This window comes from Amycolatopsis sp. NPDC024027, assembly GCF_040638975.1.
Taxonomy (GTDB): domain Bacteria; phylum Actinomycetota; class Actinomycetes; order Mycobacteriales; family Pseudonocardiaceae; genus Amycolatopsis.
The window spans coordinates 280,859-306,899 of record NZ_JBEZYY010000012.1; the positions used below are offsets into that span (position 1 = coordinate 280,859).

Below are 26,041 nucleotides of genomic sequence, written 5' to 3' on the forward strand. Positions count from 1 at the left end.
CGCTCACATCCGGAAGACGCCGAAGCCCTCGGCGCCCTTCACTGGTCCATTGTGGATCGCGGACAGGCTCAGCCCCAGCACGGTGCGGGTGTCGCGCGGGTCGATGATGCCGTCGTCGTAGAGCATGCCGGAGAGGAACATCGGCATCGACTCGGCCTCGATCTGGCCCTCCACCATGGCACGCATGGCTTTGTCGTGTTCCTCGTTGTACTCCTGGCCGCGGCTCTCGGCCGCCGCGCGGGCCACGATGGACAGCACGCCGGCCAGCTGCGCCGGGCCCATCACCGCGGACTTGGCGCTCGGCCAGGCGAACAGGAAGCGGGGATCGAAGGCGCGGCCGCACATCCCGTAGTGCCCGGCACCGTAGGACGCTCCCATCAGGACGGACAGGTGCGGCACCTTCGAGTTCGAGACGGCGTTGATCATCATCGCGCCGTGCTTGATGATGCCGCTCTGCTCGTACTCCTTGCCGACCATGTAGCCGGTCGTGTTGTGCAGGAACACCAGCGGGGTGTGGATCTGGTTGGCCAGCTGGATGAACTGCGCGGCCTTCTGCGACTCCTCGCCGAACAGCACACCCTGCGCGTTCGCCAGCACGCCGACCGGGTAGCCGTGGATGCTCGCCCAGCCCGTCACCAGCGACGAGCCGTAGAGCGGCTTGAACTCGTCGAAGTCGGAGCCGTCGACGACACGGGCGACGACCTCGCGCGGGTCGAAGGGCACCTTGAGGTCGGTCGGCACGATGCCGAGCAGGTCCTCGGCGTCGTAGAGCGGCTCTTCGTAGTCCGGCTTCGGCGAAGGCCCCTGCTTGGTCCAGTTGAGCCGCTTGACGATGTTCCGGCCGAGCCGGATGGCGTCCTGCTCGTCGGCGGCCAGGTAGTCGGCCAGGCCCGAGGTCCGCGCGTGCATCTCGGCGCCGCCGAGCGACTCGTCGTCGGACTCCTCACCGGTCGCCATCTTCACCAGCGGCGGCCCGCCGAGGAACACCTTCGCGCGTTCCTTGACCATCACGACGTAGTCCGACATGCCCGGCAGGTACGCGCCGCCCGCGGTGGAGTTGCCGAAGACCAGCGCGATCGTCGGGCAGCCCGCGGCCGAGGCCCGCGTGATGTCCCGGAAGATCCGGCCGCCCGGGATGAAGATCTCCTTCTGCGTCGGCAGGTCCGCGCCGCCGGACTCGACGAGGTTGATCGACGGCAGCCGGTTCTGCGCGGCGATGTCCGCGGCCCGGAAACTCTTCTTCGTCGTCCACGGGTTGCTCGCGCCGCCCTTGACCGTCGGGTCGCTGGCCGAGACCAGGCACTCGACGCCTTCGACGACGCCGATGCCGGTCACCAGGCTCGCGCCGACGCGGTAGTCGGTGCCCCACGCGGCCAGCGGCGACAGCTCCAGGAACGGCGAATCCGCGTCGAGGAGCAGCTCGATGCGTTCCCGCGCGAGGAGCTTGCCGCGCTTGCGGTGCCGCTCGACGTACTTCTCGCCGCCGCCGGCGACGGCTTTGGCGTGCTCGGCGTCGATCTCGGCGAGCTTCTCCAGCATCGCCTCGCGGTTCGCGCCGAACTCGGCGGCCCGCGTGTCCACTGTGGACCTCAGAGCAGTCACGAGGTGTATCCCAATCGCTTCGCGGCCAGGCCGGTGAGGATCTCGGTGGTGCCGCCGCCGATGCCGAGGATCCGGACGTCGCGGTAGTGGCGCTCCACTTCGGACTCGCGCATGTAGCCGAGCCCGCCGTGCAGCTGGACGGCCTCGTTGACCACCCACTCGGCGGCCTCGACGGCGGTGTTCTTGGCGAAACAGGCTTCGGCGATGACCTCTTCACCGGAGACGTGCCGGATCGCGGCCTGCCGGGTGTAGGTGCGGGCGACGTCGATCTTCCGCGCCATTTCGGTGAGTTTGTGCTGGACGACCTGCCGCGAGATGAGCGGACGGCCGAACGTCTCGCGCAGCCGGCACCAGTCCAGCGTCAGGTCGAGCGCGCGCTGGGCGTGCGCGTACGCCTGCACGGCCAGCGACAGCCGTTCGGTGACGAACTGGGTGGCCACCTGCGCGAACCCGCTGTTCTCGGCGCCCACCAGGTGCTCCACCGGCACCCGGACGTCCACGTAGGACAGTTCGGCGGTGTCCGAGCAGAGCCAGCCCATCTTCTCGAGCTTGCGGCTCACCGTGAACCCCGGTGTCCCGCGTTCGACGACGATCAGCGAGAGCCCGTGGGCGCCGTCGCCGCCGGTGCGCACGACCGTCGTCACGAAGTCCGCCCGGCACCCGGAGGTGATGAACGTCTTGGCACCGTTGATGACGTACTCGTCGCCCTCGCGCACAGCGGTGGTCCGGATCCCGGCGACGTCGGAGCCGCCGTCCGGCTCGGTCACGGCGAGGGCGCCGATCTTGGCCCCGGCCAGCGTCGGCCGCACCCAGCGTTCGACCTGGACCGGGTCGCCCGCCTCGGCGATGTGCGGCACGGCGATGCCGCAGGTGAACAGCGACGCGAAGAGCCCGCCGGAACCGCCGGCGTAGTGCATCTCCTCCGCGACGACCAGAGCGTCGAGGTAGTTGCCGTCGCCGCCGCCGATCTCTTCCGGGAAGGCGACGCCGAGCAGGCCGAGGTCTCCGGCCTTGCGGTGCAGGTCCCGGGGCAGTTCGCCGGCGCGCTCCCAGTCGTCGAGGTGCGGCAGGACCTCCTGCTCGGCGAACTTCCGCACGGTCTCGCGCAGCTCGGCCCGTTCGGGCGTCCGGAAGGGATCGGTCACAGCAGGACCTCCGGGACGTCGATCTCCCGCGACCGCAGCCATTCGCCGAGCGCCTTGGCCTGCGGGTCGAACCGGGCCTGCGACGCGACACCCTCACCGAGGAGGCCTTCGACGACGAAGTTCATCGCCCGCAGGTTCGGCAGCAGGTACCGCGTCACCGGCAGGTCCGCGGTCTCGGGCAGCAGCAGCTTGAACTCCGCGACGGTCAGCCGGTGCACCAGCCAGCGCCACGCCTCTTCCGACCGCACCCAGACGCCGAGGTTGGCGTTGCCGCCCTTGTCGCCGCTGCGCGCGCCGGCGATCATGCCGAGGGGCACCCGCCGCACCGGCCCGTGGCCGAGGGGTTCGGGCAGCGCCGGTTCGTCCACTTCGGACATGTCCTGAGTAGACGCCGAAGGCGCGATGTCGACCCGCATCCCGTCCGGCAGCACGGCGACGTGCGGCACTTTCGCGGCGTCCACGTAGGCCGCGGTGTAGACACCGTACGGCGAGGCGTCCGACGGCGGCGCCGTGACGTGGAACCCCGGGTAGCTGGCCAGCGCGAGTTCGACGGCCGCGCCGGTGAACGCGCGCCCGGCGACCTTCGGGTCGGCGTCCTTGACGGCGACGTGCAGGAGCGCACTCGCGGCCTGCTCGGTGTCGGCGTCCTGGTGGTCGGTGCGGGCGAGGGTCCAGCGGACGTCGGCCGGCGGCCGGTCCTTCATGGACGCTTCGAGCTGTTCCCGCACCAGCGCGGCTTTCGCCTCGATGTCGAGTCCGGTGAGGACGAACGTCGTCTCGTTGCGGAACCCGCCGAGGGTGTTCAGCGCGACCTTCAGCGTCGGCGGCGGGGCTTCCCCGCGGACGCCGGAGATGCGCACGCGATCGGGTCCGTCCTCGGTCAGCGAGAGCGTGTCGAACCGGGTCGTGACGTCCGGCCCGGCGTACCGCGCGCCGGTGATTTCGTACAGCAGCTGCGCGGTGACCGTGCCGGCGTTGACCACGCCGCCGGTGCCGGGGTGCTTGGTGATGACGCTGGAACCGTCGGCCTCGATCTCGGCGATCGGAAACCCGGGCACGCCGAGGGAGTGCTCGGTGAAGAAGGCGTAGTTGCCGCCGGTGGCCTGGGCGCCGCATTCGATGACGTGCCCGGCGGCGACCGCGCCGGCGAGGGCGTCGAAGTCGTCACGGGCCCAGCCGTAGTGCGCGGCGGCCGGGCCGACGATGACGGAGGCGTCGGTGACGCGCCCGGTGACGACGACGTCGGCGCCCGCGTTGAGGCACTCCGCGATGCCCCAGGCGCCGAGGTAGGCGTTGGCGGTCAGCGGTTCGCCGAGGTCCAGCTCCTCGGCCCGCGCCACGAGATCGTCGCCTTCGACGTGCGCGATCTTGACGTCGAGACCCAGGCGATCGGCCAGCTCCCGGAGCGCGTCCGCGAGCCCGGCGGGATTGAGCCCGCCCGCGTTGGCGACGATCTTGACGCCCTTTTCCTTCGCCAGGCCGAGGTTCTCCTCCATCTGGCGCAGGAACGTCTTGGCGTAGCCGCGGTTCGCGTCCTTCATCCGGTCGCGGCCGAGGATGAGCATGGTCAGCTCGGCCAGGTAGTCGCCGGTCAGGACGTCGAGGGCCCCGCCGGTGAGCATCTCGCGGACCGCGGAAAACCGGTCGCCGTAGAAGCCCGAAGCGTTGCCGATGCGGTACGTCATGCGAACTGCCCCGGCTTGCGGCCGTTCCCGGGCGGACCCGCGAAGGCCTGCGCGATGCCGAGCCATTCCTCGACGTCGGCGCCGTGGGCGACCAGATCGGTGTCGGCCGGGTGCCGCCGCCGGGTGACGACGAGACAGAAGTCCACCGCGGTGCCGGTGAGCTTCTGCTCGGCGTCCTCGGGGCCGAACGCCCAGGTGGAGCCGTCGGGCGCGATCAGTTCGACACGGAACTCCTCGGGCGGCGGCGCGAGCGCGTGGACCTTGTAGGCGAAGTCGCGGGTCCGGGTGCCGAAGCGGGCGATGTGCCACAGCCGCGCGGTGGGCTCACGGGTCAGGCCGAGGGCGTCGAAGATGTCTTGGCCGTGCGCCCAGGTCTCCATCATCCGCGCGGTGGCCATCGAGGCGGCGCTCATCGGCGGCCCGTACCAGGGCAGCTTCTGCCCCTCGGGGACGGCGGCGAGGGCCGCGGCGAGCAATACGCGCCCTTCGCGCCAGTCTTCGAGGATTTCCCCCGGCGGCCGCTGCGCCACGGCCGCGGCCCCGTCGTCGACGTAGGTCTCCCCGCCTTTGAGGAGCTCTTCGACCTCGGCCGGCCAGTCTTCCGGGTGCGCGGCCGCGATCAGGGCCTTGCGATCGGTCCAGGCCAGGTGCGCGATCTGGTGCGCGATCGTCCACCCTTCGGCCGGTGTCGGCCGTGCCCAGTCCGCCGCGGGCAGGTTCGCCACCACGTCTTCGATCGTCCGTGTCTCCGCGTCGAGATCCCCGAGGATCACGCCGAGATCCGCCATCGCCCGCCTCCTTGCGTCTCGGGCCAGCGTGGCACCGGGAAGGAGAAAAATCAAGCACGCCTGATTGTTTCGCTCCGGACGCTGCGAACCACCGGACCGGAACCTCCGTCGGCGTGGTCCGGACTAGCGCCGTTCCAGGGAGAACCGGCGGAGGACCTCGAACGCCCGGCCGCGATCAGCTCTCGGCACCCTCCGATCGCGGCTCAGGTCGTCGATCAGGTCGATGATCGTGACCCGATCCAGGTCGACGTGGCCGACGGGGTCCACACGGAAGTCTTCCGAGGTGTGCGTCCGGACGTCCACCGCGTCCGGCAGCCGCGCGTGCTCGCCGAGCAGAAGATGGGCGAGCAACTCGGCCGCGTCGACCCGGGCTGCCCCCGCCACGCTCCGGTCACCGATGAAGTCGAGGAGGGTGCGAACCGCGGCGGGCCGATCGACGGATCCCTGGAGGCCCGCGACGAAGACGCGGGCGCGGTCACCGAGAGAACGGTCGCCGACCAGCGAATTCACCGCGTCGGCTCCGCGACGGCCACCGGTCTCGAGCATGATCTCGAGGATCCGGAGCCGGCCGTCGTCGTCGAGTGTCGTGTCCCGGACCAGCAACTCGAGCAGTTCCATCGGGTGGTACTCCCCCAAGGCTGCCAGCATTTCGACCGCACCGATCCGCACGTTGTGGTCACTCAAGTGCTGCGTCGCGATGCGTTCGAGCTCCTTCAGCGCTTCCTTGTCCCCGTGTTCGGCCAACGCACCGGCAGCACGGATCCCGACGTGGGGATCGATCGAACGGTCCGAGGCCAACTTCGACAACGCGTTCTCCGCCTTGGAACCACCGTGCTTGACCAGCGCACGCACCGCCTCCTCGCGCACGTAGACCGGAAGGTCCTCGGCCCGGGCCAATCCGTCGAGCAGTTCGATCCCGCGCACGTCCCCCGCACCGGCCAGGACACCGGCGGACCGGACCCGCGAGTACCCGCTCATCCTGGTGTCCAGGGCGAGTTCGGCGAACAGATCCGCCGCCAACGCGGCTTCGTGGCCGCGCAGGGTCATGACCGACGCGACCCGTTCCCGCCCGGCCAACGTGGCGTCCCGGGCGAGATCGACGAGTAGGCGGGACACGTGGTCCGGATCCAGCGACTCGACCCGCGCCGCCAGGGTGGCCCGCATCCGCGAGCCGATCGACTTGTTCCTCGCCAGCTCGTCCAGGAGCCCGACCGCGGCGGTGACATCGACGTCGAGGTCGACGACGGCCTCGGCCGCCCTAGCCCGGACAGCGGGGTGGAGATCGGCGTCGCGGGCGATCGAGCGCAGCCGGTCGAGCGCGTCCTCCGCACCGATGGAAGCCAGCAGGCGCAGGGCCAGGAAAGCGTTTTCGAACCGCTCATGATCACTGCGCACCACTCCTCGAGCGAGACGGGGAGGTGCGGGATTCGAGGTGTTGCCCAGGACCCAAACCAGGTCCACGAGCTTCCTCGCCATGGCCAGGATGACGCGGCGCGGAACATCGGTGCCGAGGCGGAGCAGCACGGCGATGAACCCGCACCCGGCCAAGCCGCCGCGGTCGACGAGCCGGAGCAAGTGATCGGCGACCGCGTCCTGGACTTCGCCGCACTGGTCGAGCACGAACCCCGTGAACGAGGTGTCCACCTCCGGCGGCGGCGGGACGCGCCGGCCGAGAACCTGTTCCAAGAGGGGAACGCGGCGCTTCCTCCCGAAGAGGGCGGCCAGCGACTCCAGGCTGGCCGGCGCCGACCGCGTCGCGTGGGTCGCGGCCAGGAACTCTTCGACCGTCTGGTGGAAGAAAGACAGTACCCCGCCGCGCAGGATCACCAGGCCGCTGCGAAGCAACAGGCTTTGCAGGTACTCGTGCCAAACGGTGGCTGGTACTCGTTGGGGGCATGCGGCACCGGGCAGCCCGGAGATGATGTCCAAGATCGAAGCCGGACAACCACCGCGTAGCTCTGCCGCCGATCGGGCGATCAGTTCGGGCAGCCGTTCGAGGGTCCGCCAGCCGTCCTTCAGTGCCTCGTCCCCGTAGCGTGCCAAGCCGGCTCGCACCTGAGCCTGGATGCCCGACAGGTCCGCGCTCTGCATGCGCCGGGTCAGCTGCTCCACGTACTTGCGGTAGATCTCGCCGCGGCTGGCCGGCAACGGAGCGTCCGGGTTCGCACCGTGCAGCTGACAGAGCAGCGCCGCCATCAGCGGCGTCCGGGCCAGCCCGAACACCCTGGTCCGCCGCACCGCGCTCGCGAACCGCTCGGCCACCCGGTCGGGATACGAGAGTCCAAGGACCCGGAACCAGTCGGCGGAAACGCGGTTCAGATCCGACCAGGTGAACGGTTCCAACTCGTACACCGGAGCCTGCGCCCCGAGGACCGCGAGCTCCCAATCGGGCAGGGGACGGGTCGCGATGACGAACCGGTACTGACGTCCACGGGTGCCGTCGGAGATCTGCTCCAGCGCGGCCAGGAGGTTCCGGCGGGCGGCCGGATCGGTGATTTCGTCGAGCCCGTCGACCATGACGAGCCACGGCACGTCCTCGTACGGGCACTCCTTGAACAAGGCGTCCGGCAGCTTCTCGAGCAGGCCGAAACTGCTCAGTTCGGCGGTCGCCGCCTCCGCGAGCGCAGCCGCCAGCGGTTTGCCCGACAAGGCGGCCGCGGGCACGAGGATCGGCAGCGGAGTTTCGAGTTCACCCGCCTTCCTCGCTTCCACAGCACGGATCAAGTGGGTGCGGAAGAGACTGGTCTTGCCTCCGCCGGGGGTGCCGACGACCACGCAGATGCGATCTCTGTCCAGAATCTCTTCGGCGGACATCCGGCCCGAGACCCGCCGGGGCGGCGGCACGGACGTCCACGAAGCCGCCTCGCCGACCAAGGCGGAGACCGGGCCCGTGAGTTTCCCGGGTGCCGCCGACCGCGCGCGCGGCTCCCCCACCCGCACCCGCTGACGGACGTAGACCTCGGTCAGCGGCGGCGTGTTCCCCGGCAGCACACCCGGGTACGGGTGTTCTCGAGCCGCCCGTACGGCCGCCGCGATGTAGTCGTCGATCAGGGCGTGGACCGGACGGTCAGGCGGCTCGGGCTCGGTTCGCGTCCGGCTCTTGGCGGATCGGTCGGGCTGGGCAGCTTCCAGCAGGTCGGCCCAGTACCGCTCGGCGGGAGCGGTGACGCCGGCCTGTTCGCTCCAGACCCGTACCAGTGCGAATACGGCGGCCAAACTGCCCGCCGATGGCGTTTTCGCCTTCGAAAAATCTTCTGCCAGCCAGTCGCTGAGCCGCTGCCCCCGAAAATCGGCGACGAGATACGGCGACTTGCGCAGGATCCGTTCGGTTTCGTCCTGCGACAACGGACGGAGTCCGGCTTTGCGCCGCGCGGCGTCGGCCTTACCCCTGAGAGCGCGCAACTCGTCGTACAAGCGCCGCTCACTCCGCGTAGCGATATCTCCCTCCCCGCCGCCATTCCTCCCCCGCAGCGGGTGAAATCGCCACCCGAAGCAGCGTGCAGCGTAGCCCACGACCTGCCCGCTTCACCCGTTCGATACCCCGACGCGCCGGAGCCCGACGAAGGATCTTCCTCTACCACCCCATGACCGAGGAGGACCCGTGCACAACCGGAAACGCGAACGCGACGAGAACGCGACAACAACGGAGCAGATCCACGCCATCTCGGACGAAGAATTGCGCCGAGATCCCACGGACACCGGTTCTCCGTTGCTCACTCGGGTGATCGGCCTTGCGGTCACCGGCGACCGGGAAACCTTTGTCAGGATCGTTTCGCTGTTCATCCTGGTGGTCGGCGCCGTGGTCCTGGTTGGCACGGTGCTCCCCTGGGTCGCCGCTGCCGCAGCCGGGGGCGGTACGGCCTGGGCGAGCCGCCGGACTCCCCGCCGGGCCGTCGCCGACGCTGCGAACCCACTATTGACATCTTGCCAGTAGTGCCGGACTGCAATAGCTTCGTCGCATGGCCGACTACGCCGAGATCACCTACGCCGTCGCGGACCGGATCGCCACGGTCACGCTGAACCGGCCCGAGGCGCGCAACGGCTACACGATCCGGATGGCCGACGAGCTCGGTGCCGCCATGGACCGCGCCGATCGTGACGAGGACGTCCGCGTGGTCGTGCTGACCGGGGCCGGCACGGACTTCTGCGTCGGGGCCGACCTCTCGCAGGGCGGGTTCGACTTCGATCCCGCCGAGGGACCGGGCCGGGAGTGGCAGGAGCCCGCCGGCCGGTGCTCGAAGCGGATCTTCACCATGAACAAGCCCGTGATCGCCGCCCTGCACGGGGCGGCCGTCGGCGGGGGCATCACCATCACGCTGGCGTGCGACTACCGGCTCGCGTCGGAGGACTCGCGGTTCGGGTTCGTCTTCACCCGCCGCGGCATCTACCCCGAAGGCGCGTCGGCGTGGTTCCTCCCCCGGCTCGTCGGGATGGGCACCGCGCTCGACTGGATGATCAGCGGCCGGGTGTTCCCGGCGGCCGAAGCCCTCGAAAAGGGCCTGGTGCACCAGGTTTTCCCCACCGGGACCGTGCTGGACGAAGCGAGGAAGCTCGCGAAGGAGATCGTGGAGAAGACCGCCCCGGTGTCGGTCGCGGTGACCCGCCAGCTGCTCTACCGGATGGCGAGCGCCGACTCGCCGTTCCCCGTGCACGAACTCGACTCGAAACTGATCGGCGGCCTCGGCGCGAACCCGGACGCCGTCGAGGGTGTCCTGTCGTTCCTGCAGAAGCGGCCGCCGTCGTTCGGCATGCGCGTCGAGAAGGACCTGCCCGACTACCTGCCCTGGCTGGAGAAATGACCTCGTACCCGCCGCAGCCCTGGAACCTGGTCGCCGACGCCCACGTGTCGATCTGGCGGGTCCCCGCGCGCGACGTGCACCCGGGCGCTCTGTCCCTCGCCGGGTACACATGCGTGTTCACCGCCTGGATCGCCTACCGCGAGCCCGGGCAGCTCAGCTACCACGAACTGCTCGCCGCCGTCCCGGTGCGGGGGAAGCGGACCACGTGCACGATCACGCGGATCTGGGTCGACTCCGAGGTCTCCCTCGCCGGCGGCCGCGAGCTGTGGGCCATCCCGAAGGACCTCGCGGCCCTGCAGTTCACCGACCGCACGTACACCGCGGCGACCGGTGACGACTGGATCGCCACCGCGGCCTTCACGCCGAGGCCGGGTTCGCCGCTCGCCCTCCCCAGCCGGTTCGACGTCCTCCAGGACCGCGACGGCACCCCCGTGCGCACCCCGGTCGGCGCGAAGATCCGGCCCCGGCTCGCCGCGGCCGACTGGACGATCAACGCGGGCGGCCCGCTCGGCTACCTGGCCGGCCGGCGCCCGTTCCTGAGCCTCGCCCTGCCCGGCAGCGAGCTGGTTTTCGGGGCTTGAGCAGCACCTCTGGGTGATCACGCGACCCCGCCAGGGTGAACTCACGACACGCCATCTGGGGTCCCGCGCGCACATCGACCCCAACATGTAGTCTCCTAACACCGGCAGCCCCCAGCGACGGGGAGACCGCTGCAGAGGGCGGCCGGGCAGCTTGCAAGAAACCGCAGCGCACGGCCTCATGACGCCGTGTGGCGATCGAACGCGCCCGAAAACTTGGAGACACGCATGTCAGTCGAAACCGGTCAGCGGCCCTCCGGGACCGCCTCACCCACCGCGATCCGGGTCATCCGGCGGGACGGCAGCGTGTCGCCGTTCGACGCCGGGAAGATCTCGGTCGCGCTGACCAAGGCGTTCCTCGCGGTCGAGGGCGGCGACGCCGCCGCGTCCTCCCGCGTCCACCACGTCGTCGCGGAGCTGACCCAGCAGGTGGAGACCACCCTGCTGCGCCACGCCGGCCCCGAGACCGCCCTGCACATCGAGCAGATCCAGGACATCGTCGAGCTCGCCCTCATGCGCGGTGAGCACCACAAGGTCGCCCGCGCCTACGTCCTCTACCGCGACGAGCGCGCCAAGGCCCGCGAGGCCGCCAAGCCGGCCGCGACCGAGGTCTCGCTGAACGTCAAGGGCACCGACGGCGTCCTGCGCCCGCTCGACTGGGCCCGCGTGTCCCACGTCGTGGGCGAGGCCGTCGCCGGTCTCGAAGACGTGAGCGCCGAGCCGGTGCTGGCCGAGGCCAAGCGCAACCTCTACGACGGCATCAGCGCCGACGAGCTGGCCCTGGCCCAGGTCCTGGCCGCCCGCGTGCTGGTCGAGCAGGAGCCGAACTACTCCTACGTCTCCGCGCGGCTGCTGCTGGACAAGCTGCGCGGCGAGGCGCTGAGCTACCTCGCCGGCACCCCGCGCCTGGCCAGCCAGGACGAGATGGCCGGCGAGTACCCCGCGTACTTCCGCGCCTACCTGCGCCGCGCGATCGAGCTGGAGCTGGTCGACGCCGAGCTGCAGCGCTTCGACCTCGACAAGATCACCGCCGCGATCCGCCCGGAGCGCGACCTCGACTTCGGCTTCCTCGGCCTCCAGACGCTGTACGACCGGTACTTCCAGCACCACGACGGCACCCGCTTCGAGCTGCCGCAGGCGTTCTTCATGCGCGTCGCCATGGGTCTCGCGATCCGCGAGGACGACCGCGAAGCCCGTGCCATCGAGTTCTACGAACTGCTGTCGAGCTTCCACTTCATGGCCTCGACGCCGACGCTGTTCAACTCGGGCACCACGCGCCCGCAGCTGTCGTCCTGCTTCCTGACCACGGTGGACGACGACCTGGACTCGATCTTCCAGGCGTACAAGAACAACGCGCTGCTGGCCAAGTACTCGGGCGGCCTCGGCAACGACTGGACCCCGGTCCGCGGCCTCGGCGCGCACATCAAGGGCACCAACGGCCAGTCCCAGGGTGTCGTGCCGTTCCTCAAGATCGCCAACGACACCGCCGTCGCGGTCAACCAGGGCGGCAAGCGCAAGGGCGCGGCCTGCGCGTACCTCGAGACGTGGCACGTCGACATCGAGGAGTTCCTCGACCTGCGCAAGAACACCGGTGACGACCGCCGCCGCACCCACGACATGAACACCGCGAACTGGGTGCCGGACGAGTTCCTCCGCCGCGTCGAGGCCGACGCGCAGTGGACGCTGTTCTCGCCGAACGAGACGCCGGACCTGCACGACCTCTACGGCAACGAGTTCGCCACCCGCTACCGCGAGTACGAGGCGATGGCCGACCGCGGCGAGATCAAGGTGTTCCGGCGCGTCCGCGCGGTCGACCTGTGGCGCCGCATGCTGACCATGCTGTTCGAGACCGGCCACCCGTGGATCACCTTCAAGGACCCGTGCAACCTGCGCTCGCCGCAGCAGCACGTCGGTGTCGTGCACTCGTCCAACCTGTGCACCGAGATCACGCTGAACACCACCGTCGACGAGGTCGCGGTCTGCAACCTCGGTTCGGTGAACCTCCTCAAGCACGTCACGCCCGAAGGCCTGGACACCCAGCGCCTCGAGAAGACCGTGCGCACGGCCGTCCGCATGCTGGACAACGTGATCGACATCAACTTCTACACGATCCCGGAGGCGCGCCGCTCCAACCTGCGCCACCGCCCGGTCGGCCTGGGCATCATGGGCTTCCAGGACGCGCTGTTCGAGATCGGCGTCCCGTTCGCCTCCGACGAGGCCGTGAAGTTCGCCGACGTCTCGATGGAGCACCTCTCCTACTACGCGATCTCGGCGTCGACCGACCTCGCCGAGGAGCGCGGGCAGTACCAGTCGTTCGAGGGATCGCTGTGGAGCAAGGGCATCCTGCCGATCGACTCGCTGCAGCTGCTCATCGACGCCCGCCAGGGTGACGGCCTCGACGTCGACACCTCGTCCACTTTGGACTGGGCGCCGCTGCGCGAGCGGGTCAAGACCGTCGGCATGCGCAACTCCAACGTGATGGCGATCGCGCCGACCGCGACGATCTCCAACATCTCGGGGGTCGGCCAGTCGATCGAGCCGCTGTTCCAGAACCTGTTCGTCAAGTCGAACATGTCCGGCGACTTCACCGTCGTCAACCCGCACCTGGTCCGCTCGCTCAAGGCGCGCGGGCTGTGGGACGAGGTCATGGTCAGCGACCTCAAGTACTTCGACGGCAGCCTCGGCCAGATCGACCGCGTGCCGGACGACCTGAAGGCGCTGTACGCCACGGCGTTCGAGATCGAGTCGAAGTGGATCGTCGACGCCGGTTCGGTGCGCCAGAAGTGGATCGACCAGGCGCAGTCGCTGAACCTGTACATCGCGGCGCCGAGCGGCCGCAAGCTCGACCAGCTCTACCGCTACGCGTGGCACAAGGGCCTCAAGACCACGTACTACCTGCGCGCGCAGTCCGCGACGCACGTGGAGAAGAGCACCCTGCGCGGCACCGACGGCAAGCTGAACGCCGTCTCGGCGACCCCGGCCCCGGCGGCTCCCGCCGCGGCTGCCCCGGCCCCCGCGCCGACGCCGGCACCGGCGCCTGTTCCCGCGCCTTCGCCCAAGCCCGAGCCGGACGTCGACTTCGTCGCCACCGAAGGCGCCGCCTGCCGCATCGACGACCCCGACTGCGAAGCCTGCCAGTAAAGGAACCCCTGTACAGATGACCAACGTGGAGACGACGGACGCGACCGGCCTCGGGGAGATCGAGGTCGGCGCCGCCCGGATCAACGTCGACGACAAGCGCATGATCAACGCGCGCGCCGACGTCAACCAGCTGCTGCCGATGAAGTACACCTGGGCCTGGGAGAAGTACCTGGCCGGCTGCAACAACCACTGGATGCCGACCGAGGTCGCCATGCAGGCCGACATCGCGCTGTGGAAGTCGAAGGACGGCCTCACCGAGGACGAGCGGCAGATGCTCAAGCGCAACCTGGGCTTCTTCGCGACCGCGGAGTCCCTGGTGGCCAACAACATCGTGCTCGCGGTGTACCGGCAGATCACCAACCCCGAGTGCCGCCAGTACCTGCTGCGCCAGGCGTTCGAGGAGGCCGTGCACACGCACACCTTCCAGTACATCTGCGAAAGCCTCGGCCTGGTCGAGGGCGAGCTGTTCAACATGTACCGCGAGGTTCCGTCCATTTCGGACAAGGACGCGTGGGCGCTGAAGTACACGCAGCACCTGGAGGATCCGGACTTCAAGACCGGGACGCCGGAAGCCGACACGGCGTTCCTGCGTGACCTCGTCGCGTTCTACGTGATCTTCGAGGGCATGTGGTTCTACACCGGCTTCGCGCAGATCCTGTCGCTGGGCCGCCGGAACAAGATGGTCGGCATCGCCGAGCAGTACCAGTACATCCTGCGCGACGAGTCGATCCACCTGAACTTCGGCATCGACTGCATCAACCAGATCAAGATCGAGAACCCGCACCTGTGGACCGAAGAGTTCCAGGCCGAGGTGCGCGGGATGCTGAAAGAGGCGTGCGAGCTCGAGGTCAAGTACGCGCGCGACACCATGCCGCGCGGCATGCTCGGCCTGTCGGCCCAGTTGTGCGAGCAGTACATGCACTTCATCACCGACCGGCGCGCGCAGCAGATCGGGCTGGCCCCGATCTTCGGCGAGACCGAGAACCCGTTCCCGTGGATGTCCGAGGCGATGGACCTGAAGAAGGAGAAGAACTTCTTCGAGACCCGCGTCATCGAATACCAGTCGGGCGGCGCGCTCGACTGGGACTGAGCTCCCGAGGCACCCGGCCCCGCCCTGGTTCGCCAGGGCGGGGCCGGTTCACGTCGTGGCCACTCGCGCGGCCAGTTCCGCGTCCAAGGGGCTCATGTCCGCCTCGACGGGGTCGCCGGGCGACCACCAGCGGAAGCCGAGCCCTTCGTCGCCGAGGGTCAGCCGCGGCGCGGTGATCAGTTCGGTCCGGTAGACGGCGAGGGATTCCCGGCGGGCGGGCTCGGTCAGGGCGAACTCGGCCACCACGGCGAAGGTCAGCGCCGCCCCGCGGATGCCGGTTTCCTCGGCCAGCTCGCGCGCGGCGGCTTCGCGGCAGGTTTCGCCGGGCTCGCGCATCCCGCCGGGCAGTTCCCACTGCCTGCGACGCTTGTCGAACATCATCAGGACGGCGCCGGCGTGGACGGCCACCACCAGCGCCGCGGGCAGCGCCGGCAGATCCCGTTCCGCGATCGGGCGCACGGCGAGCAGCGCGGTGCCCGCTCGATCGTGCAGGGGCAGCTCGGCCACGTCGGCATCGTCTCCCGTCAGTAGGCGTAGCGGCGCACGGTTTCCGGGTGGAGCACCAGCCGCACCTGGTCCGCCTTCAGGATCGCCTCGAGATCGGCCGCGCGCACCGGGTCGCCGAGATCCCAGTACCGGGCCGCCAGGCGGGCGGCGAGGTCGTGGGCGCCGCCGGGTTCCACCGAAACCCGGCCCGCCACCGACACCCACCGTTCCCGCTCCCCCACCGGCGCCGCGACCACGATCGACGCCCGCGGGTCGCGGCGCGCGCGGCGTACCTTGAGCGCGTCCGGTTCGGTGAACAGCTGGATGAGGCCGTCGTCGGTGGCCTCGAACCACACCGGGCGGGGCTCGCCGGCGGCCACGGTCAGGAAGCCGTGCAGGGGGCGGCGGAGGAACTCGAGGTCGTCGGAAGTCAAGGCGGTCATGGTCGCCATTCAACCGGACGCGTCCGGACGATCCCATGGGCGAGAAGCCGGATTCCCTGTCCATTCGTCTAACCTCGAGGGTGTGGACGTCTTCGGTGACCTCTTCCGCGGCGTACGCGCCCACGGCTCGCTGTTCGGCAGCTCGGCCCTGTCGCCACCGTTCTCGCTGCACTTCGTCGACGGCGCGCCGCTCACCCTGTGCACCGTGCTGTCCGGCGGCGGCTGGATCGTCCCCGAGCGGGGCACCCCCGAGCCACTGAGCGCCTACGACACCGTCGTCGTGCGCGGCCCCGGGACGTTCACCTTCGTCGACGAAATCGGCACTGCCGCCGAGCCCGTCGCGTGCGGCGAGTACTGCGCCGCACCGGAACTGGGCGGGACGCGGCACCGGCGCGGCTGGCGCGACGACGGCGAGGGACCGACCACGCTGATCGTGGGCGCCTACCCGGCCGGCGGGGAGGTCAGCCGCCCGCTGCTGGACGCCCTGCCCGCCGTGCTGCGCGTCGGCGGCGGGGGCACCGGCGACGCCGTCCTGGACCACCTCGCCGCCGAGGTCGCCGCCGACACGCCCGGCCAGCAGGTGGTGCTCGACCGGCTGCTCGACTGGATGCTCGTCTGCACCCTCCGCGAGTGGTTCGACCGGCCCGGCGGCGAACCCCCGGCGTGGTGGAGCGCCCAGCGCGACCCGGTGACCGGCCCCGCGCTGCGCCTGCTGCACGACGAGCCTGCGGCGCCGTGGACGGTCGCCGCGCTGGCCACGCGCGCCGGGGTTTCCCGCTCGACCCTGGCCAAGCGGTTCGCCGAGCTGGTCGGCGAACCACCGCTCACCTACCTCACCCGGCGCCGGATGGCGCTCGCGGCGGACCTGCTGGCCGAGCGGACCGCCACCACCGTCTCGGAAGTCGCCCGCCATGTCGGGTACGCCGACGCCTTCGGCTTCAGCGCGGCGTTCAAACGGGTCCGCGGCGTCACGCCGAGCGAGTACCGGCGAGCGGTGGGCAAGTCCACGAGCACGCAATGAGAAACCGGTGAGCATCCGGTCACAGCGACCGGCCCGGCCCCTCCCGCATCACCCGAAAAGAGGGCCGGCGAGGTGTTGTCAGACCGTCAACAAGGGTGCATCGTGGAGGACAGCCGATCTCGACGCAGGAGGTGGTCACTTTGCCGGGCACCGTGAGCCGAGCCGCCGAAGCACTGCGCGAACGCGTGCCGACGCTGACCGCACTTCCCCTGCCGCCCAAGGTCGACGAGCGCTGGCTGCGGTCGCGCTGGCCCGTCGAGGAACTCGCGACGCCACCCGCGGGCAGCGGCCTCAAGCCGGTGCCCGGGGACGCGGGACCGCCGGTGGTCGGGCACATGCTCGAGATGATGCGCTTCGGCCCGGCGTTCGGCCTTCGCCGTTACGAGCTCTACGGCCCGGTGTCGTGGACCGGCGGCTTCGGCCGGAAGATCGTCGCGCTGTCCGGGCCCGAAGCCACGCAGATCGCGCTCGTCAACAAGGACAAGGCGTTCTCGCAGGAGGGCTGGAAGTTCTTCATCGAGAAGTTCTTCGAGCGCGGCCTGATGCTGATGGACTTCGGCGAGCACCACCTGCACCGCCGGATCATGCAGGAGGCCTTCACGCGCCCGCGGCTGGCCGGCTACGTCGCCGAAATGGGGCCCGCGCTGCGCGAAGGCGTCGCGAGCTGGGGCTCGAGCGAGCGGCCGCGGCTGTACTGGGCGCTCAAGCAGCTGACCCTCGACGTCGCGACCCGCGTGTTCATGGGCATGCGCAGCGGCGGCGACGCGGCCCGGATCAACCGCGCGTTCGTCAGCTCGGTGCGGGCCGGCACCGCCTTCGTGCGCTTCCCGGTGCCGGGCGGGCGCTGGTCGGCCGGGCTGCACGGCCGGAAGGTCCTCGAGCGCTACTTCGGCGAAAACCTGCCCGCCAAACGACGTTCGGGCGGCGACGACCTGTTCACCGCGCTCTGCCAGGCCACCACCGAGGACGGCGACCGGTTCTCCGACACCGACGTCGTCAACCACATGATCTTCCTGATGATGGCCGCGCACGACACGACGACCATCACCAGCAGCGCCATGGCCTACTACCTGGCCAAGCACCCGGAATGGCAGGAACGCGCCCGCGCGGAGTCCCTGGCCCTGGGCGACGACCTGCCCGACATCGCGGCGCTGGAGCGGCTGGAGACCCTCGACCTCGTGATGAAGGAGGCGCTGCGGCTGGTCGCGCCGGTGCCGTCGCTGACCCGCCAGACCGTCAAGGACACCGAAGTGCTCGGCCACTACATCCCGGCGGGCACCCTGGTCGGCGTCTCGCCCACGGTCAACCACTTCACGCCCGAGTGCTGGACGAACCCCTTCGCTTTCGACCCCGAACGCTTCGCCGAACCGCGGCGCGAGGACAAGTCGCACCGGATGGCGTGGATGCCGTTCGGCGGCGGCGCGCACAAGTGCATCGGGTTGCACTTCGGCGGTCTCGAGGTGAAGTTGCTGATGCACGAACTGCTGCGGGCGTACCGCTGGTCGGTTCCGGAGAGTTACACCGCGCGCTGGGACTACGTCTCGCTGCCGGTGCCGGCGGACGGGCTGCCGGTCTGCTTGACCCCGCGCTGACCCGGCATCCGTCCACCACCGCATACACTAGGTAACGAAAAGTTACCGTTTGTGGAGATTCGTTCACTCGTTCAGCCGGTAGACACCCCGTCACGCACATGATGGCGTGGCATCGATCGTGGGCGAAGGCTGCCTGGTGTGGCTTCATGATCCCCGACACCGTGTCCGACCTGGCCATACCTGTGCGTGAAGAGGTGGAGTGTGCCTGAACCCGGTGCCGCGTCAGGGCTACTGGACGTGGCGCGCCGGTGGGCGGCGACGTTGGCCGACACCAAAGGAGTAACGCTTCCCCCGGAGGAGCTCGAGGCCCTGCTGCTCGAGGTCGCGAACGAAGCGGTCGACCAAGCCGGCTCGCAGCACGACGGCGCGCTGCTGCGGTTCACCGCGCTGTACGCCGCGTCGCCGATGGGGATCGCGCTGGCCGACCCCGACGGCGCCATCGTGGAGGCGAACCTCGCCCTCGGCCAGCTGCTCGGTTGCTCGCCGCATCGGTTGCGGGGCAGGCACATCACCGGCCTCGGCTCGACCGACCACGACGTCTCGCGGCTCAAGGCAGGCTTGGAGCAGGTGCGCACGGGCCGCGACCGCTACCAGGAGCGGATGCTGCTCGACCACACCGAAGACGGCCAGCTCTGGACCGACGTGACGCTCGCCCGGCTGCCCGGCGACCGGCCCGGTTCGGTCTACCCGGTGCTGATGGTGTCGGACGCCAACGAGCTGCACCTGCTGCAGGAGCGGCTGCTGCACCAGAACGTGCACGATCCGCTGACCGGGCTGCCGAACGCGTCGTCGTTCACCACCAAGCTCGAAGCCGCGCTCGGCGCCGGCGCGCGCGACGACATCGCGCTGATCTACCTCGACGTCGACGGCTTCAAGGTGATCAACGACGGTCTCGGCGCCGGGGTGGGCGACCAGGTGCTGCGCGGGGTCGCCAGCAAGCTGTCGGCGGTGTTCACCGGCCACCACGACGGGTTCGTCGCCCGGTTGTCCGGCGACGGCTTCGCGGTGCTGCTGCGCGGCGAGCTGGCGGCGACCGAGGTCGTCGGGCTGGTCGAGCGGGCCCTGGAGGACCTCAACGAGCCGATCTACCTCGGCGGGCACGGCATCGGCGTCAGCGCGAGCGCGGGCATCGTCGTGCGCGCCGCGGTCGAGGGCGGCGCCGCGGAACTGCTGCGGGCGGCGGAGATCGCGCTGCACCGGGCCAAGGAGGCCGGCAAGGCGCAGTGGATGCTGTTCGACCCGGAGCTGGACGCCCGCGACCGCGGCCGCTACCAGCTGGGCGCGGTGATCGCCGGCGCGCTGGAGAACGGCGAGTTCTCGCTCGTCTACCAGCCCACGGTGAAGCTGTCCCGGCCGGACGAGCTCGCCGCGGTCAACGCCGGGCTGCGGTGGAACCACCCGGAGAAGGGCGAGCTCGGCTCCGACGAGTTTTACCCGCTGGCCCAGACCACGGGCATGACGGTGCCGCTGGGCCGCTGGCTCCTCGCCGAATCCCTGGCGGCGACGGCCCGCTGGCGCACGCACCTGGGCGACGCGGCACCGGACGTCTGCGTGCGGCTCCCGGCCCGGCTGGCCATCGACCCGGACCTGGTGCTGCTGGTGAAGGAGCAGCTGGACAAGCACGAGCTCCCGGCACGGGCACTGAGGCTGTGCACGGACCGCGACTCGATGCTCGACCCCCGCGGCGAGGTCCTGGACTCCCTGGCGGTCCTGGCCGACCTGGGCGCCCAGCTGGTGCTGACGATCTCGGGGTCGGCGGACCTGGAGCTGATCCCCCAGCACCGCCTCCCGGTGCGGCACGTGATCCTGTCGGGCCCGGTGGTCGACGCGCTGGACACGGACGACCCGGCGGAGCCCGACCTGCGCCACTTGACGCAGCTGATCACCCGGGCCCGCGAACTGCACTTGCGGGTGGGGGCGGAGGGAGTGCGCACGCACGAGCAGGCGGCCCGGCTCCGCCAGCTCGGGGTGATCGCGGCCCGCGGCCCGTTCGTGGCGGATTCGGCAACGGGCGACGAGGTCGACGAGATGATCGCCCGCCACCCGCGAACTTGAGCGAATCCACCGCCGACGAGGCGGCCCTCAACCGGCACCGACGGCCCACGGCCGAACCCAACCACCCGCCCTACACCTCCCCCGCCCCTCGTCCCCGCCGCAGTCAACACCGGAGAGCCGGGGTCAAGGGTGAGCTTGCTCATCGCGAAGCGACGCCGAAGGCGCCCTTGAGGCCGGCTCTCCGGTGTCGAACAATCAAAGGACGAGGAGCGGGGAAACCACGCAACCAGAGGAGTGGGGAACCACGCAACCAGAGGAGCGGGGAACCACGCAACCAGAGGAGCGGGGAAACCACGCAACCAACAGACCGGCACGACCAAGCCGGTGAAGCGCTGGCTCCGAAGACCCGGCAGGATGGGTTCTGCCGCCGACGAGAAGGGACGTCCATGGACGCCGGAGACCTCGCCCCCGATTTCACGCTGCCCGATGACGAGGGCCAGGAGCGCACGCTCTCGGACTTCCTGGCCACCGGGCCCGTGGTCCTGTTCTTCTACCCGGCCGCGATGACCGGGGGCTGCACCGCCGAGAGCTGCCACTTCCGCGATCTCGCGGCGGAGTTCGCGGCGGTCGGCGCGCACCGCGTCGGGATCAGCCCGGACGCCATCACCAAGCAGCGGGCCTTCTCGGCGGCCAACAGCTTCGACTACCCGCTTCTGTCCGATGTGGAGGGTGAGGTCGCGAAGCAGTTCGGCGTGTGGCGGAAACTCCTGCCCATGCACACCAAGCGCGCCACCTTCGTCATCGGCGAAGACCGGAAGATCATCGCGAAGATCAAGAGCGAGCTCAACTTCACCGTCCACGCCGATGAGGCGCTCAAGGTGCTGCGGGAGCGGAACAAGGTCTCCTAGCGAGGGACGAGCCGCCACACGTGGTTGGTGCCCGTGCACGCCGGGGCCAGCGGCTTCTCCGCCGGTTCCGAGCGCACCCGGGTGAAGCCGAGGCGCGCGGGCACCGCTCCACTTCGGACGTTCCGCTCGTCGTGCTTGATCTCGACGTACCCGGCGCCGAGGCGGAACGCCTCCTCCGTCAGCAGCGTGACGGCCCGGGTCATCAAGCCCCGGCCGACGAAGCCGGCCGCGAGCCAGTAGCCGATTTCGACGCCGCCGTCGCGGCGCACCACGCCGATGCCGCCCGCCACCTCCGAGCCCAGCCGCAAAGCGTACGAGTACGCTTCGCCGCTCTCCCAGTGGTTCGAGGTCAGCCGGAGGAACTCCGCCGCGTCGTCGTCGGTGTACCCGTCGGCGACCCAGATCAGGAACGGCCTCAGGTGCGCCAGCGAGCCGCTGACGACCGCCGTCAGCACGGGCCGGTCGCCCGGGTGCCAGCGGGTCAGCGTGAGGTCACCTTCGCGGTAGGTCTCGGCCGGGGTTTCCATGCAGCTCATGGTGCCCCGGCCGGGACGTCACGCGCGAATCAATTCACGATCACGCTGTCGGGGACCTCGGTGTCGTTCTTCAGCGCGTCGAACAGCTGCTTCGACTTGGCCTTGTCCCAGTTCTCCGCCGACCCGCTGGTCACCGGCACCGTCGTCGTCACCACGCCGCCGGAGGAGATCCCGCGCATCGCGATCGCCAGGCCGGCGAGGTTGTGCACGTGGTCGCCGGAATCCATGGTCAGCGCGTCCGGGGCCGAGGACAGCAGCGGGAAGAAGTCGAACGGGTTCAGCAGCGTGCCGGGGCTGGCGATCTGGCTGACCAGCGCGCCGATGAACTTGCGCTGGTTGGCGACGCGGTCGAGGTCCGACCGCGGCGTCGCGTCGCTGTGGCGCATCCGGACGAAGCCGAGCGCCGACCGGCCGTCGAGCGACTGGGGGCAGCCCGCCTTGATGCTGATCCCCGTCACCGTGTCGTTCATGTCCTTGTCGATGCACATCTCGACGCCGCCGATCGCGTCGACGATCTTGGCGAACCCGCCGAAGCCGATCTCCGCGTAGTGGTCGATGTGTAGGCCGGTCGCGCCTTCGACGGTCTGCGCGAGCAGCTTCGGGCCGCCGAGCGAGAACGCCGCGTTGATCTTGTTCTTGCCGTGGCCGGGGATCGACACCTGCGAGTCGCGCGGCAGCGACAGCAGCGTCGGCTTGGAGCTGTTGTCCGGCAGGTGCGCGACCATGATCGTGTCGGTGCGCTGCCCGCCGCCCGCCGCGGCGACGTCGCCCGTGGCGAGCCGTTCCTCGTCCTCCGCGGTCAGGCCTTCACGGCTGTCCGAGCCGACGATCAGCCAGTTGGTGCCGGACGCGGCCACCGGGCGGCCGGAGTAGTCCTCCAGCGCGTCGACGCGCTTGATCGAGAACTCGAGGTACACCCAGATGCCGGCGAGGAACACGACGAACGCGAGCACCAGGGCGCCCAGGACCTTGCCGATGCTCCAGCGACGCCGGCGCGGCGGCCGGGACGGCGGGTAGTCGTCCCCGGCCGGGCGGCCGGGCGGGTCCTGCCGCGGCGGCGGGGGCGGGGCGTACTCGGGGTCGCGGGTGCCCATCGGGCGGGTGCGCTCGTCGTACGGGCTGCGGCCCCGCCCGGGCAGCGGCATCATCTGCGCGCGCTGGTGGTCCCGGGAGCGGCCGCCAGGCGGCCGGGGCGGCGGCATCCGGCGCCCGCCGTCGTCGCCACGGTACGTCATCACCATCACCCAATCCCGATCCGGACAAAACGTGTCGCCGTCAGTACACCGCACGTCCTCGACAGGAGGACGTGCGGCACCGGGGTCGGGTTGCCGCGACCGGTTACCGGCCGGTTGCCTCGTAGCCGAACTGGTGGACCTTGAGGTACCCGGACCGGAACCCGGCCTCGGAATAGGCCAGGTAGAACTCCCACATCCGGCGGAAGACGTCGTCGAACCCGAACCCGGCGATGTCGGCCCAGCGGTGCAGGAACCGTTCGCGCCACCACCGTAGCGTGCGCGCGTAGTCCTGGCCGAACTCGCGCATACCGGCCAGCTTGAGCCGGGTGTCCGCCTTGACGCCCTCCTCGATCGACCGCACCGACGGGATGAGGCCGCCCGGGAAGATGTACTTGTGGACCCAGCCGTAGGCGCGTGACGCCGCCATCATCCGGTCGTGGTCCATGGTGATGGCCTGCAGGCCGAACCGCCCGCCGGGGCGCAGCCGGTCCCCGATCGTGGCGTAGAACGCCGGCCAGTAGGACGCGCCGACGGCCTCGATCATCTCGACGCTGACCACGGCGTCGTACCGGCCGCTCGACTCGCGGTAGTCGCACAGCTTCACTTCGACGCGGTCGGAGAACCCGGCCGCCGCGATGCGTTCGGTCGCCAGCGCGCGCTGCTCCTCCGAAATGGTCAGTGACGTCACGTGCGCGCCGCGGGCCGCGGCGCGGATGGCGAGTTCACCCCATCCGGTACCGATTTCGAGGACGTCGCTGCCGTCGCGGACGCCGGCGTAGTCGAGCACGCTGTCGATCTTGCGGTGCTGCGCGGCGGTGAGGTCGTCGCCGGGGCCGAACAGCGCCGAGGAGTACGTCATCGACTCGTCGAGGAAGGCGCCGAACAGGTCGTTGGACAGGTCGTAGTGGCGGTGGATGTTCGCCCGCGCGCCCTCGAGGGTGTTCTCCTCGGACGGCGGCTGCGTCCGCTCGGCGAGCCGGCGGAACTTCTGCAGCACCGGCGGGACGAGCGTGGCCATCCGCTCGGCGAACGGCGTGAGCACCTCGGCCAGGTCGGACGCGGTCCAGTCACCGGCCATGTAGGACTCGCCGAAGCCGATCTTGGCGTCGACGCCCATGCGGTGGAAGAACGCCTCGGGGCGCAGGATCCGCATCTCGGGTGCCTCCGGGCCGCCGGCGCCGAGCACGGTGCCGTCCGGGAAGGTCGCCCGGACGTCGAGCGGGCGGATCGCGTGGCGGAACAGCGCGGCGGCGATCCGCGCGCGCAGCGCGGAGTGCGGCGGGGTGGCCAGGCCCGGCCACCGGGTCCCGTCCGGGACGTCCCGGGCCGACGCCCGGTCAGCGCTCGAAGTGGTCACGGGTACTCCCTCCGGCCGGCCAGGTTCGCCGGTGATCGATCGTAGTCGCCGCACCCCCGCGGCGCGTGTCGCCGAATGCCCTGATCGGGGCACTTTCACACCGGTATCCGCAGCCGGTCGGGCCCGCTCGCGGCCCACGCCCCGCGGAGGGTCCCGCCGTCGTCCCCGGCGAGCAGATCCAGGGTGAACGCCACCGTCAGCCGGGTCCAGACCCGGGCTCGGCGCAGCATCGCGTGACCCTCGTTGGCGATTTCGAACCGGGCGACGCGGGCGGCGACGTCCGCGGCCCGTTCGGCGTAGGCGTGCGATTCCGCCGGGCTCGTCATCCGGTCGCGGGTGCCGTGCACGACGAGCACCGACTTCCCGGCGACGGCGTCGACCGGCTCGCCCCGCGGCGTCCACGGCGCCAGCGCGCAGACGCCGCGCACGGCCGGGTCATCGGCCACGCGCAGCGCGACCCGTGCCCCCATCGAGTGACCGACCAGCACGACCGGCAGGCCGGGGTGGTCTTCGCGGATGCGGTCGAGGGCCCAGCGGGCGTCGCCGACCGGGTCCTCGGCGGGCGCGTTCCAGCCGTAGCGGCGGTTGCGCAGCAGCCGCACCTCGACGCCGTCCTTACGGCCGGCCCGGTGCAGGGCGCGCGCGATCGGGACCATCCTGACGTAGGCCAGTTTCCAGGGCGGCACGGTGCCCGTGCCCCGCTCCGCGCCGCCGTGCAGCACGAGCACGACCGCCCGGGTCCGCCCCCGCGCCGGCCACCCGGCCACCGCCGGATCCACCTCGCCCACCCGCGTCCTCCTGTTCCCCCGCCATGCGGGTCAACCTCGGTCCCCCACCCGGCTATTCCACCGCGCGAAGTGGTCCGCACGGTAGATTCGGCGCCCGATCCCCGACGGAAGGGTGGGTGTGGTGAGCGCCACGGACATCGCCGGCAGCGTCGCCCGGCAGCTGGCCGAAGTCGAGCAGGTCAACGCCGAATCGGTGCGGGCCGCGGCGGACCTGGTGCTGGGGGTGATCCGGGCCGACGCACTGGTCTACACCGCGGGCGCCGGGCACTCGCTGGCCGCGGTCGCCGAGACGTTCTACCGGGCCGGCGGGCTGGCCTGCGTCTATCCGCTCTACCACCCGGAGCTGCTCCCGCTGCACGGCGCGGTGTCCAGCACGCGGACCGAGCGGCGCAGCGGCCTGGCCGCGGAAGTGCTGGCCGAGCGCGCGCCGGGGCCGGACGACGTGCTGGTGGTGTTTTCGACGTCCGGCGTCAACCCCTACCCCGTCGAGCTGTGCATCGAGGCGCGCAAGCGGGGTGCGGCGGTCATCGCGGTGACGTCGCGGGCGTGCGTGGCCGCGGCGCCGAAGCGGTCGTCGAGCACCCTGGTGGAGCAGGGCACGGTGGTGCTGGACTCGCTGGTCGTCCCGGGTGACGCGAGCTACCCGGCGGACGCGCCGCGTACCGCACCGCTGTCCACTGTGGTCAGCGCGTTCCTGTGGAATCTCGTGCTGGCCCAGGTCTACGACCGCGGAACGGCCGAGGGCCTCGACGTCCCGCTGTGGCGGAGCTCCAATGTGGAGGGTGGCGACGAGGCGAACGCCGCGCTGCTGGCGAAGTACGGCGAAATCGTCCCCCGGCTGCGGTAGTTCGT

General features: G+C 70.6%; 21 protein-coding genes. 10 read left to right on the plus strand and 11 right to left on the minus strand.

Annotated elements, in window-relative coordinates; all coding sequences use genetic code 11:
• Positions 1-3: 3 nt before the first annotated feature.
• The 5 genes from AB0F52_RS28460 to AB0F52_RS28480 form a co-directional block, all read right to left on the minus strand.
• Entirely contained in the window at positions 4-1,602 is a 1,599-nt protein-coding gene (locus tag AB0F52_RS28460; protein WP_360177436.1) for a carboxyl transferase domain-containing protein, read from the minus strand.
• On the minus strand, positions 1,599-2,747 hold the full coding sequence (locus AB0F52_RS28465; RefSeq protein WP_360177439.1) for an acyl-CoA dehydrogenase family protein: 1,149 nt from the start codon (positions 2,745-2,747) through the stop codon (positions 1,599-1,601). Before AB0F52_RS28465 ends, AB0F52_RS28460 begins: the two co-directional genes overlap by 4 nt.
• Positions 2,744-4,432 (minus strand): acyclic terpene utilization AtuA family protein, encoded by a 1,689-nt coding sequence (locus AB0F52_RS28470; protein WP_360177442.1) that lies wholly within the window; start codon positions 4,430-4,432, stop codon positions 2,744-2,746. The genes AB0F52_RS28465 and AB0F52_RS28470 overlap by 4 nt, the downstream gene beginning before the upstream one ends.
• Positions 4,429-5,220 (minus strand): TIGR03084 family metal-binding protein, encoded by a 792-nt coding sequence (locus AB0F52_RS28475; protein ID WP_360177445.1) that lies wholly within the window; start codon positions 5,218-5,220, stop codon positions 4,429-4,431. The genes AB0F52_RS28470 and AB0F52_RS28475 overlap by 4 nt, the downstream gene beginning before the upstream one ends.
• A 123-nt stretch (positions 5,221-5,343) precedes the next feature.
• Positions 5,344-8,565, minus strand: a complete 3,222-nt coding sequence (locus AB0F52_RS28480) for a HEAT repeat domain-containing protein (RefSeq protein ID WP_360177448.1) — start codon at positions 8,563-8,565, stop codon at positions 5,344-5,346.
• Positions 8,566-8,821: 256 nt separating this feature from the next.
• Here AB0F52_RS28480 and AB0F52_RS28485 point away from each other — a divergent pair, with 256 nt between their 5' ends.
• From AB0F52_RS28485 to AB0F52_RS28505, 5 genes are all read left to right on the plus strand, one after another.
• Complete coding sequence (locus AB0F52_RS28485) at positions 8,822-9,154, plus strand: hypothetical protein (RefSeq protein WP_360177451.1); 333 nt, start codon at positions 8,822-8,824, stop codon at positions 9,152-9,154.
• 25 nt (positions 9,155-9,179) lie between these two features.
• The gene (locus AB0F52_RS28490) at positions 9,180-10,019 is read left to right on the plus strand and encodes an enoyl-CoA hydratase-related protein (RefSeq protein WP_360177454.1); all 840 of its coding nucleotides are present in this window, start codon (positions 9,180-9,182) and stop codon (positions 10,017-10,019) included.
• The gene (locus AB0F52_RS28495) at positions 10,016-10,600 is read left to right on the plus strand and encodes an acetoacetate decarboxylase family protein (protein WP_360177457.1); all 585 of its coding nucleotides are present in this window, start codon (positions 10,016-10,018) and stop codon (positions 10,598-10,600) included. Before AB0F52_RS28490 ends, AB0F52_RS28495 begins: the two co-directional genes overlap by 4 nt.
• Before the next feature lie 225 nt (positions 10,601-10,825).
• Positions 10,826-13,738 (plus strand): ribonucleoside-diphosphate reductase subunit alpha, encoded by a 2,913-nt coding sequence (locus tag AB0F52_RS28500; protein WP_360177460.1) that lies wholly within the window; start codon positions 10,826-10,828, stop codon positions 13,736-13,738.
• A gap of 16 nt (positions 13,739-13,754) precedes the next feature.
• On the plus strand, positions 13,755-14,828 hold the full coding sequence (locus AB0F52_RS28505) for a ribonucleotide-diphosphate reductase subunit beta (protein WP_360177463.1): 1,074 nt from the start codon (positions 13,755-13,757) through the stop codon (positions 14,826-14,828).
• A 48-nt stretch (positions 14,829-14,876) separates the two neighbouring features.
• Here AB0F52_RS28505 and AB0F52_RS28510 read toward each other — a convergent pair whose 3' ends face one another.
• Complete coding sequence (locus AB0F52_RS28510) at positions 14,877-15,335, minus strand: NUDIX domain-containing protein (protein ID WP_360177466.1); 459 nt, start codon at positions 15,333-15,335, stop codon at positions 14,877-14,879.
• Between the two features lie 17 nt (positions 15,336-15,352).
• A complete protein-coding gene (locus AB0F52_RS28515; RefSeq protein ID WP_360177469.1) occupies positions 15,353-15,757 on the minus strand; it encodes a pyridoxamine 5'-phosphate oxidase family protein in 405 nt (134 codons plus the stop codon).
• Between the two features lie 82 nt (positions 15,758-15,839).
• Here AB0F52_RS28515 and AB0F52_RS28520 point away from each other — a divergent pair, with 82 nt between their 5' ends.
• From AB0F52_RS28520 to AB0F52_RS28535, 4 genes are all read left to right on the plus strand, one after another.
• Positions 15,840-16,778, plus strand: a complete 939-nt coding sequence (locus tag AB0F52_RS28520) for an AraC family transcriptional regulator (RefSeq protein WP_360177472.1) — start codon at positions 15,840-15,842, stop codon at positions 16,776-16,778.
• Between the two features lie 131 nt (positions 16,779-16,909).
• Positions 16,910-18,370 (plus strand): cytochrome P450, encoded by a 1,461-nt coding sequence (locus AB0F52_RS28525; RefSeq protein ID WP_360177554.1) that lies wholly within the window; start codon positions 16,910-16,912, stop codon positions 18,368-18,370.
• Between the two features lie 237 nt (positions 18,371-18,607).
• On the plus strand, positions 18,608-20,425 hold the full coding sequence (locus AB0F52_RS28530) for an EAL domain-containing protein (RefSeq protein WP_360177475.1): 1,818 nt from the start codon (positions 18,608-18,610) through the stop codon (positions 20,423-20,425).
• Positions 20,426-20,811: 386 nt separating this feature from the next.
• Positions 20,812-21,273 (plus strand): peroxiredoxin, encoded by a 462-nt coding sequence (locus AB0F52_RS28535; protein ID WP_360177478.1) that lies wholly within the window; start codon positions 20,812-20,814, stop codon positions 21,271-21,273.
• Here AB0F52_RS28535 and AB0F52_RS28540 read toward each other — a convergent pair.
• From AB0F52_RS28540 to AB0F52_RS28555, 4 genes are all read right to left on the minus strand, one after another.
• The gene (locus AB0F52_RS28540; RefSeq protein ID WP_360177481.1) at positions 21,270-21,800 is read right to left on the minus strand and encodes a GNAT family N-acetyltransferase; all 531 of its coding nucleotides are present in this window, start codon (positions 21,798-21,800) and stop codon (positions 21,270-21,272) included. The genes AB0F52_RS28535 and AB0F52_RS28540 overlap by 4 nt on opposite strands.
• A gap of 38 nt (positions 21,801-21,838) precedes the next feature.
• The gene (locus AB0F52_RS28545; protein ID WP_360177483.1) at positions 21,839-23,050 is read right to left on the minus strand and encodes an LCP family protein; all 1,212 of its coding nucleotides are present in this window, start codon (positions 23,048-23,050) and stop codon (positions 21,839-21,841) included.
• Between the two features lie 97 nt (positions 23,051-23,147).
• A complete protein-coding gene (locus tag AB0F52_RS28550; protein ID WP_360177486.1) occupies positions 23,148-24,401 on the minus strand; it encodes a cyclopropane-fatty-acyl-phospholipid synthase family protein in 1,254 nt (417 codons plus the stop codon).
• A gap of 95 nt (positions 24,402-24,496) precedes the next feature.
• On the minus strand, positions 24,497-25,189 hold the full coding sequence (locus tag AB0F52_RS28555; protein ID WP_360177489.1) for an alpha/beta fold hydrolase: 693 nt from the start codon (positions 25,187-25,189) through the stop codon (positions 24,497-24,499).
• Positions 25,190-25,307: 118 nt separating this feature from the next.
• Between AB0F52_RS28555 and AB0F52_RS28560 the strand changes: the two genes are divergently transcribed.
• The gene (locus AB0F52_RS28560) at positions 25,308-26,036 is read left to right on the plus strand and encodes an SIS domain-containing protein (protein WP_360177492.1); all 729 of its coding nucleotides are present in this window, start codon (positions 25,308-25,310) and stop codon (positions 26,034-26,036) included.
• Positions 26,037-26,041 lie beyond the last annotated feature (5 nt).

Bases quoted from the DNA above. Each gene is read 5' to 3' on its own strand.
- AB0F52_RS28500 (WP_360177460.1), top strand. From the start codon at position 10,826: ATGTCAGTCGAAACCGGTCAGCGGCCCTCCGGGACCGCCTCACCCACC.
- AB0F52_RS28535 (WP_360177478.1), top strand. From the start codon at position 20,812: ATGGACGCCGGAGACCTCGCCCCCGATTTCACGCTGCCCGATGACGAG.
- AB0F52_RS28540 (WP_360177481.1), bottom strand. From the start codon at position 21,800: ATGGAAACCCCGGCCGAGACCTACCGCGAAGGTGACCTCACGCTGACC.
- AB0F52_RS28505 (WP_360177463.1), top strand. From the start codon at position 13,755: ATGACCAACGTGGAGACGACGGACGCGACCGGCCTCGGGGAGATCGAG.
- AB0F52_RS28495 (WP_360177457.1), top strand. From the start codon at position 10,016: ATGACCTCGTACCCGCCGCAGCCCTGGAACCTGGTCGCCGACGCCCAC.
- AB0F52_RS28475 (WP_360177445.1), bottom strand. From the start codon at position 5,220: ATGGCGGATCTCGGCGTGATCCTCGGGGATCTCGACGCGGAGACACGG.
- AB0F52_RS28470 (WP_360177442.1), bottom strand. From the start codon at position 4,432: ATGACGTACCGCATCGGCAACGCTTCGGGCTTCTACGGCGACCGGTTT.
- AB0F52_RS28515 (WP_360177469.1), bottom strand. From the start codon at position 15,757: ATGACCGCCTTGACTTCCGACGACCTCGAGTTCCTCCGCCGCCCCCTG.
- AB0F52_RS28545 (WP_360177483.1), bottom strand. From the start codon at position 23,050: ATGGTGATGACGTACCGTGGCGACGACGGCGGGCGCCGGATGCCGCCG.
- AB0F52_RS28490 (WP_360177454.1), top strand. From the start codon at position 9,180: ATGGCCGACTACGCCGAGATCACCTACGCCGTCGCGGACCGGATCGCC.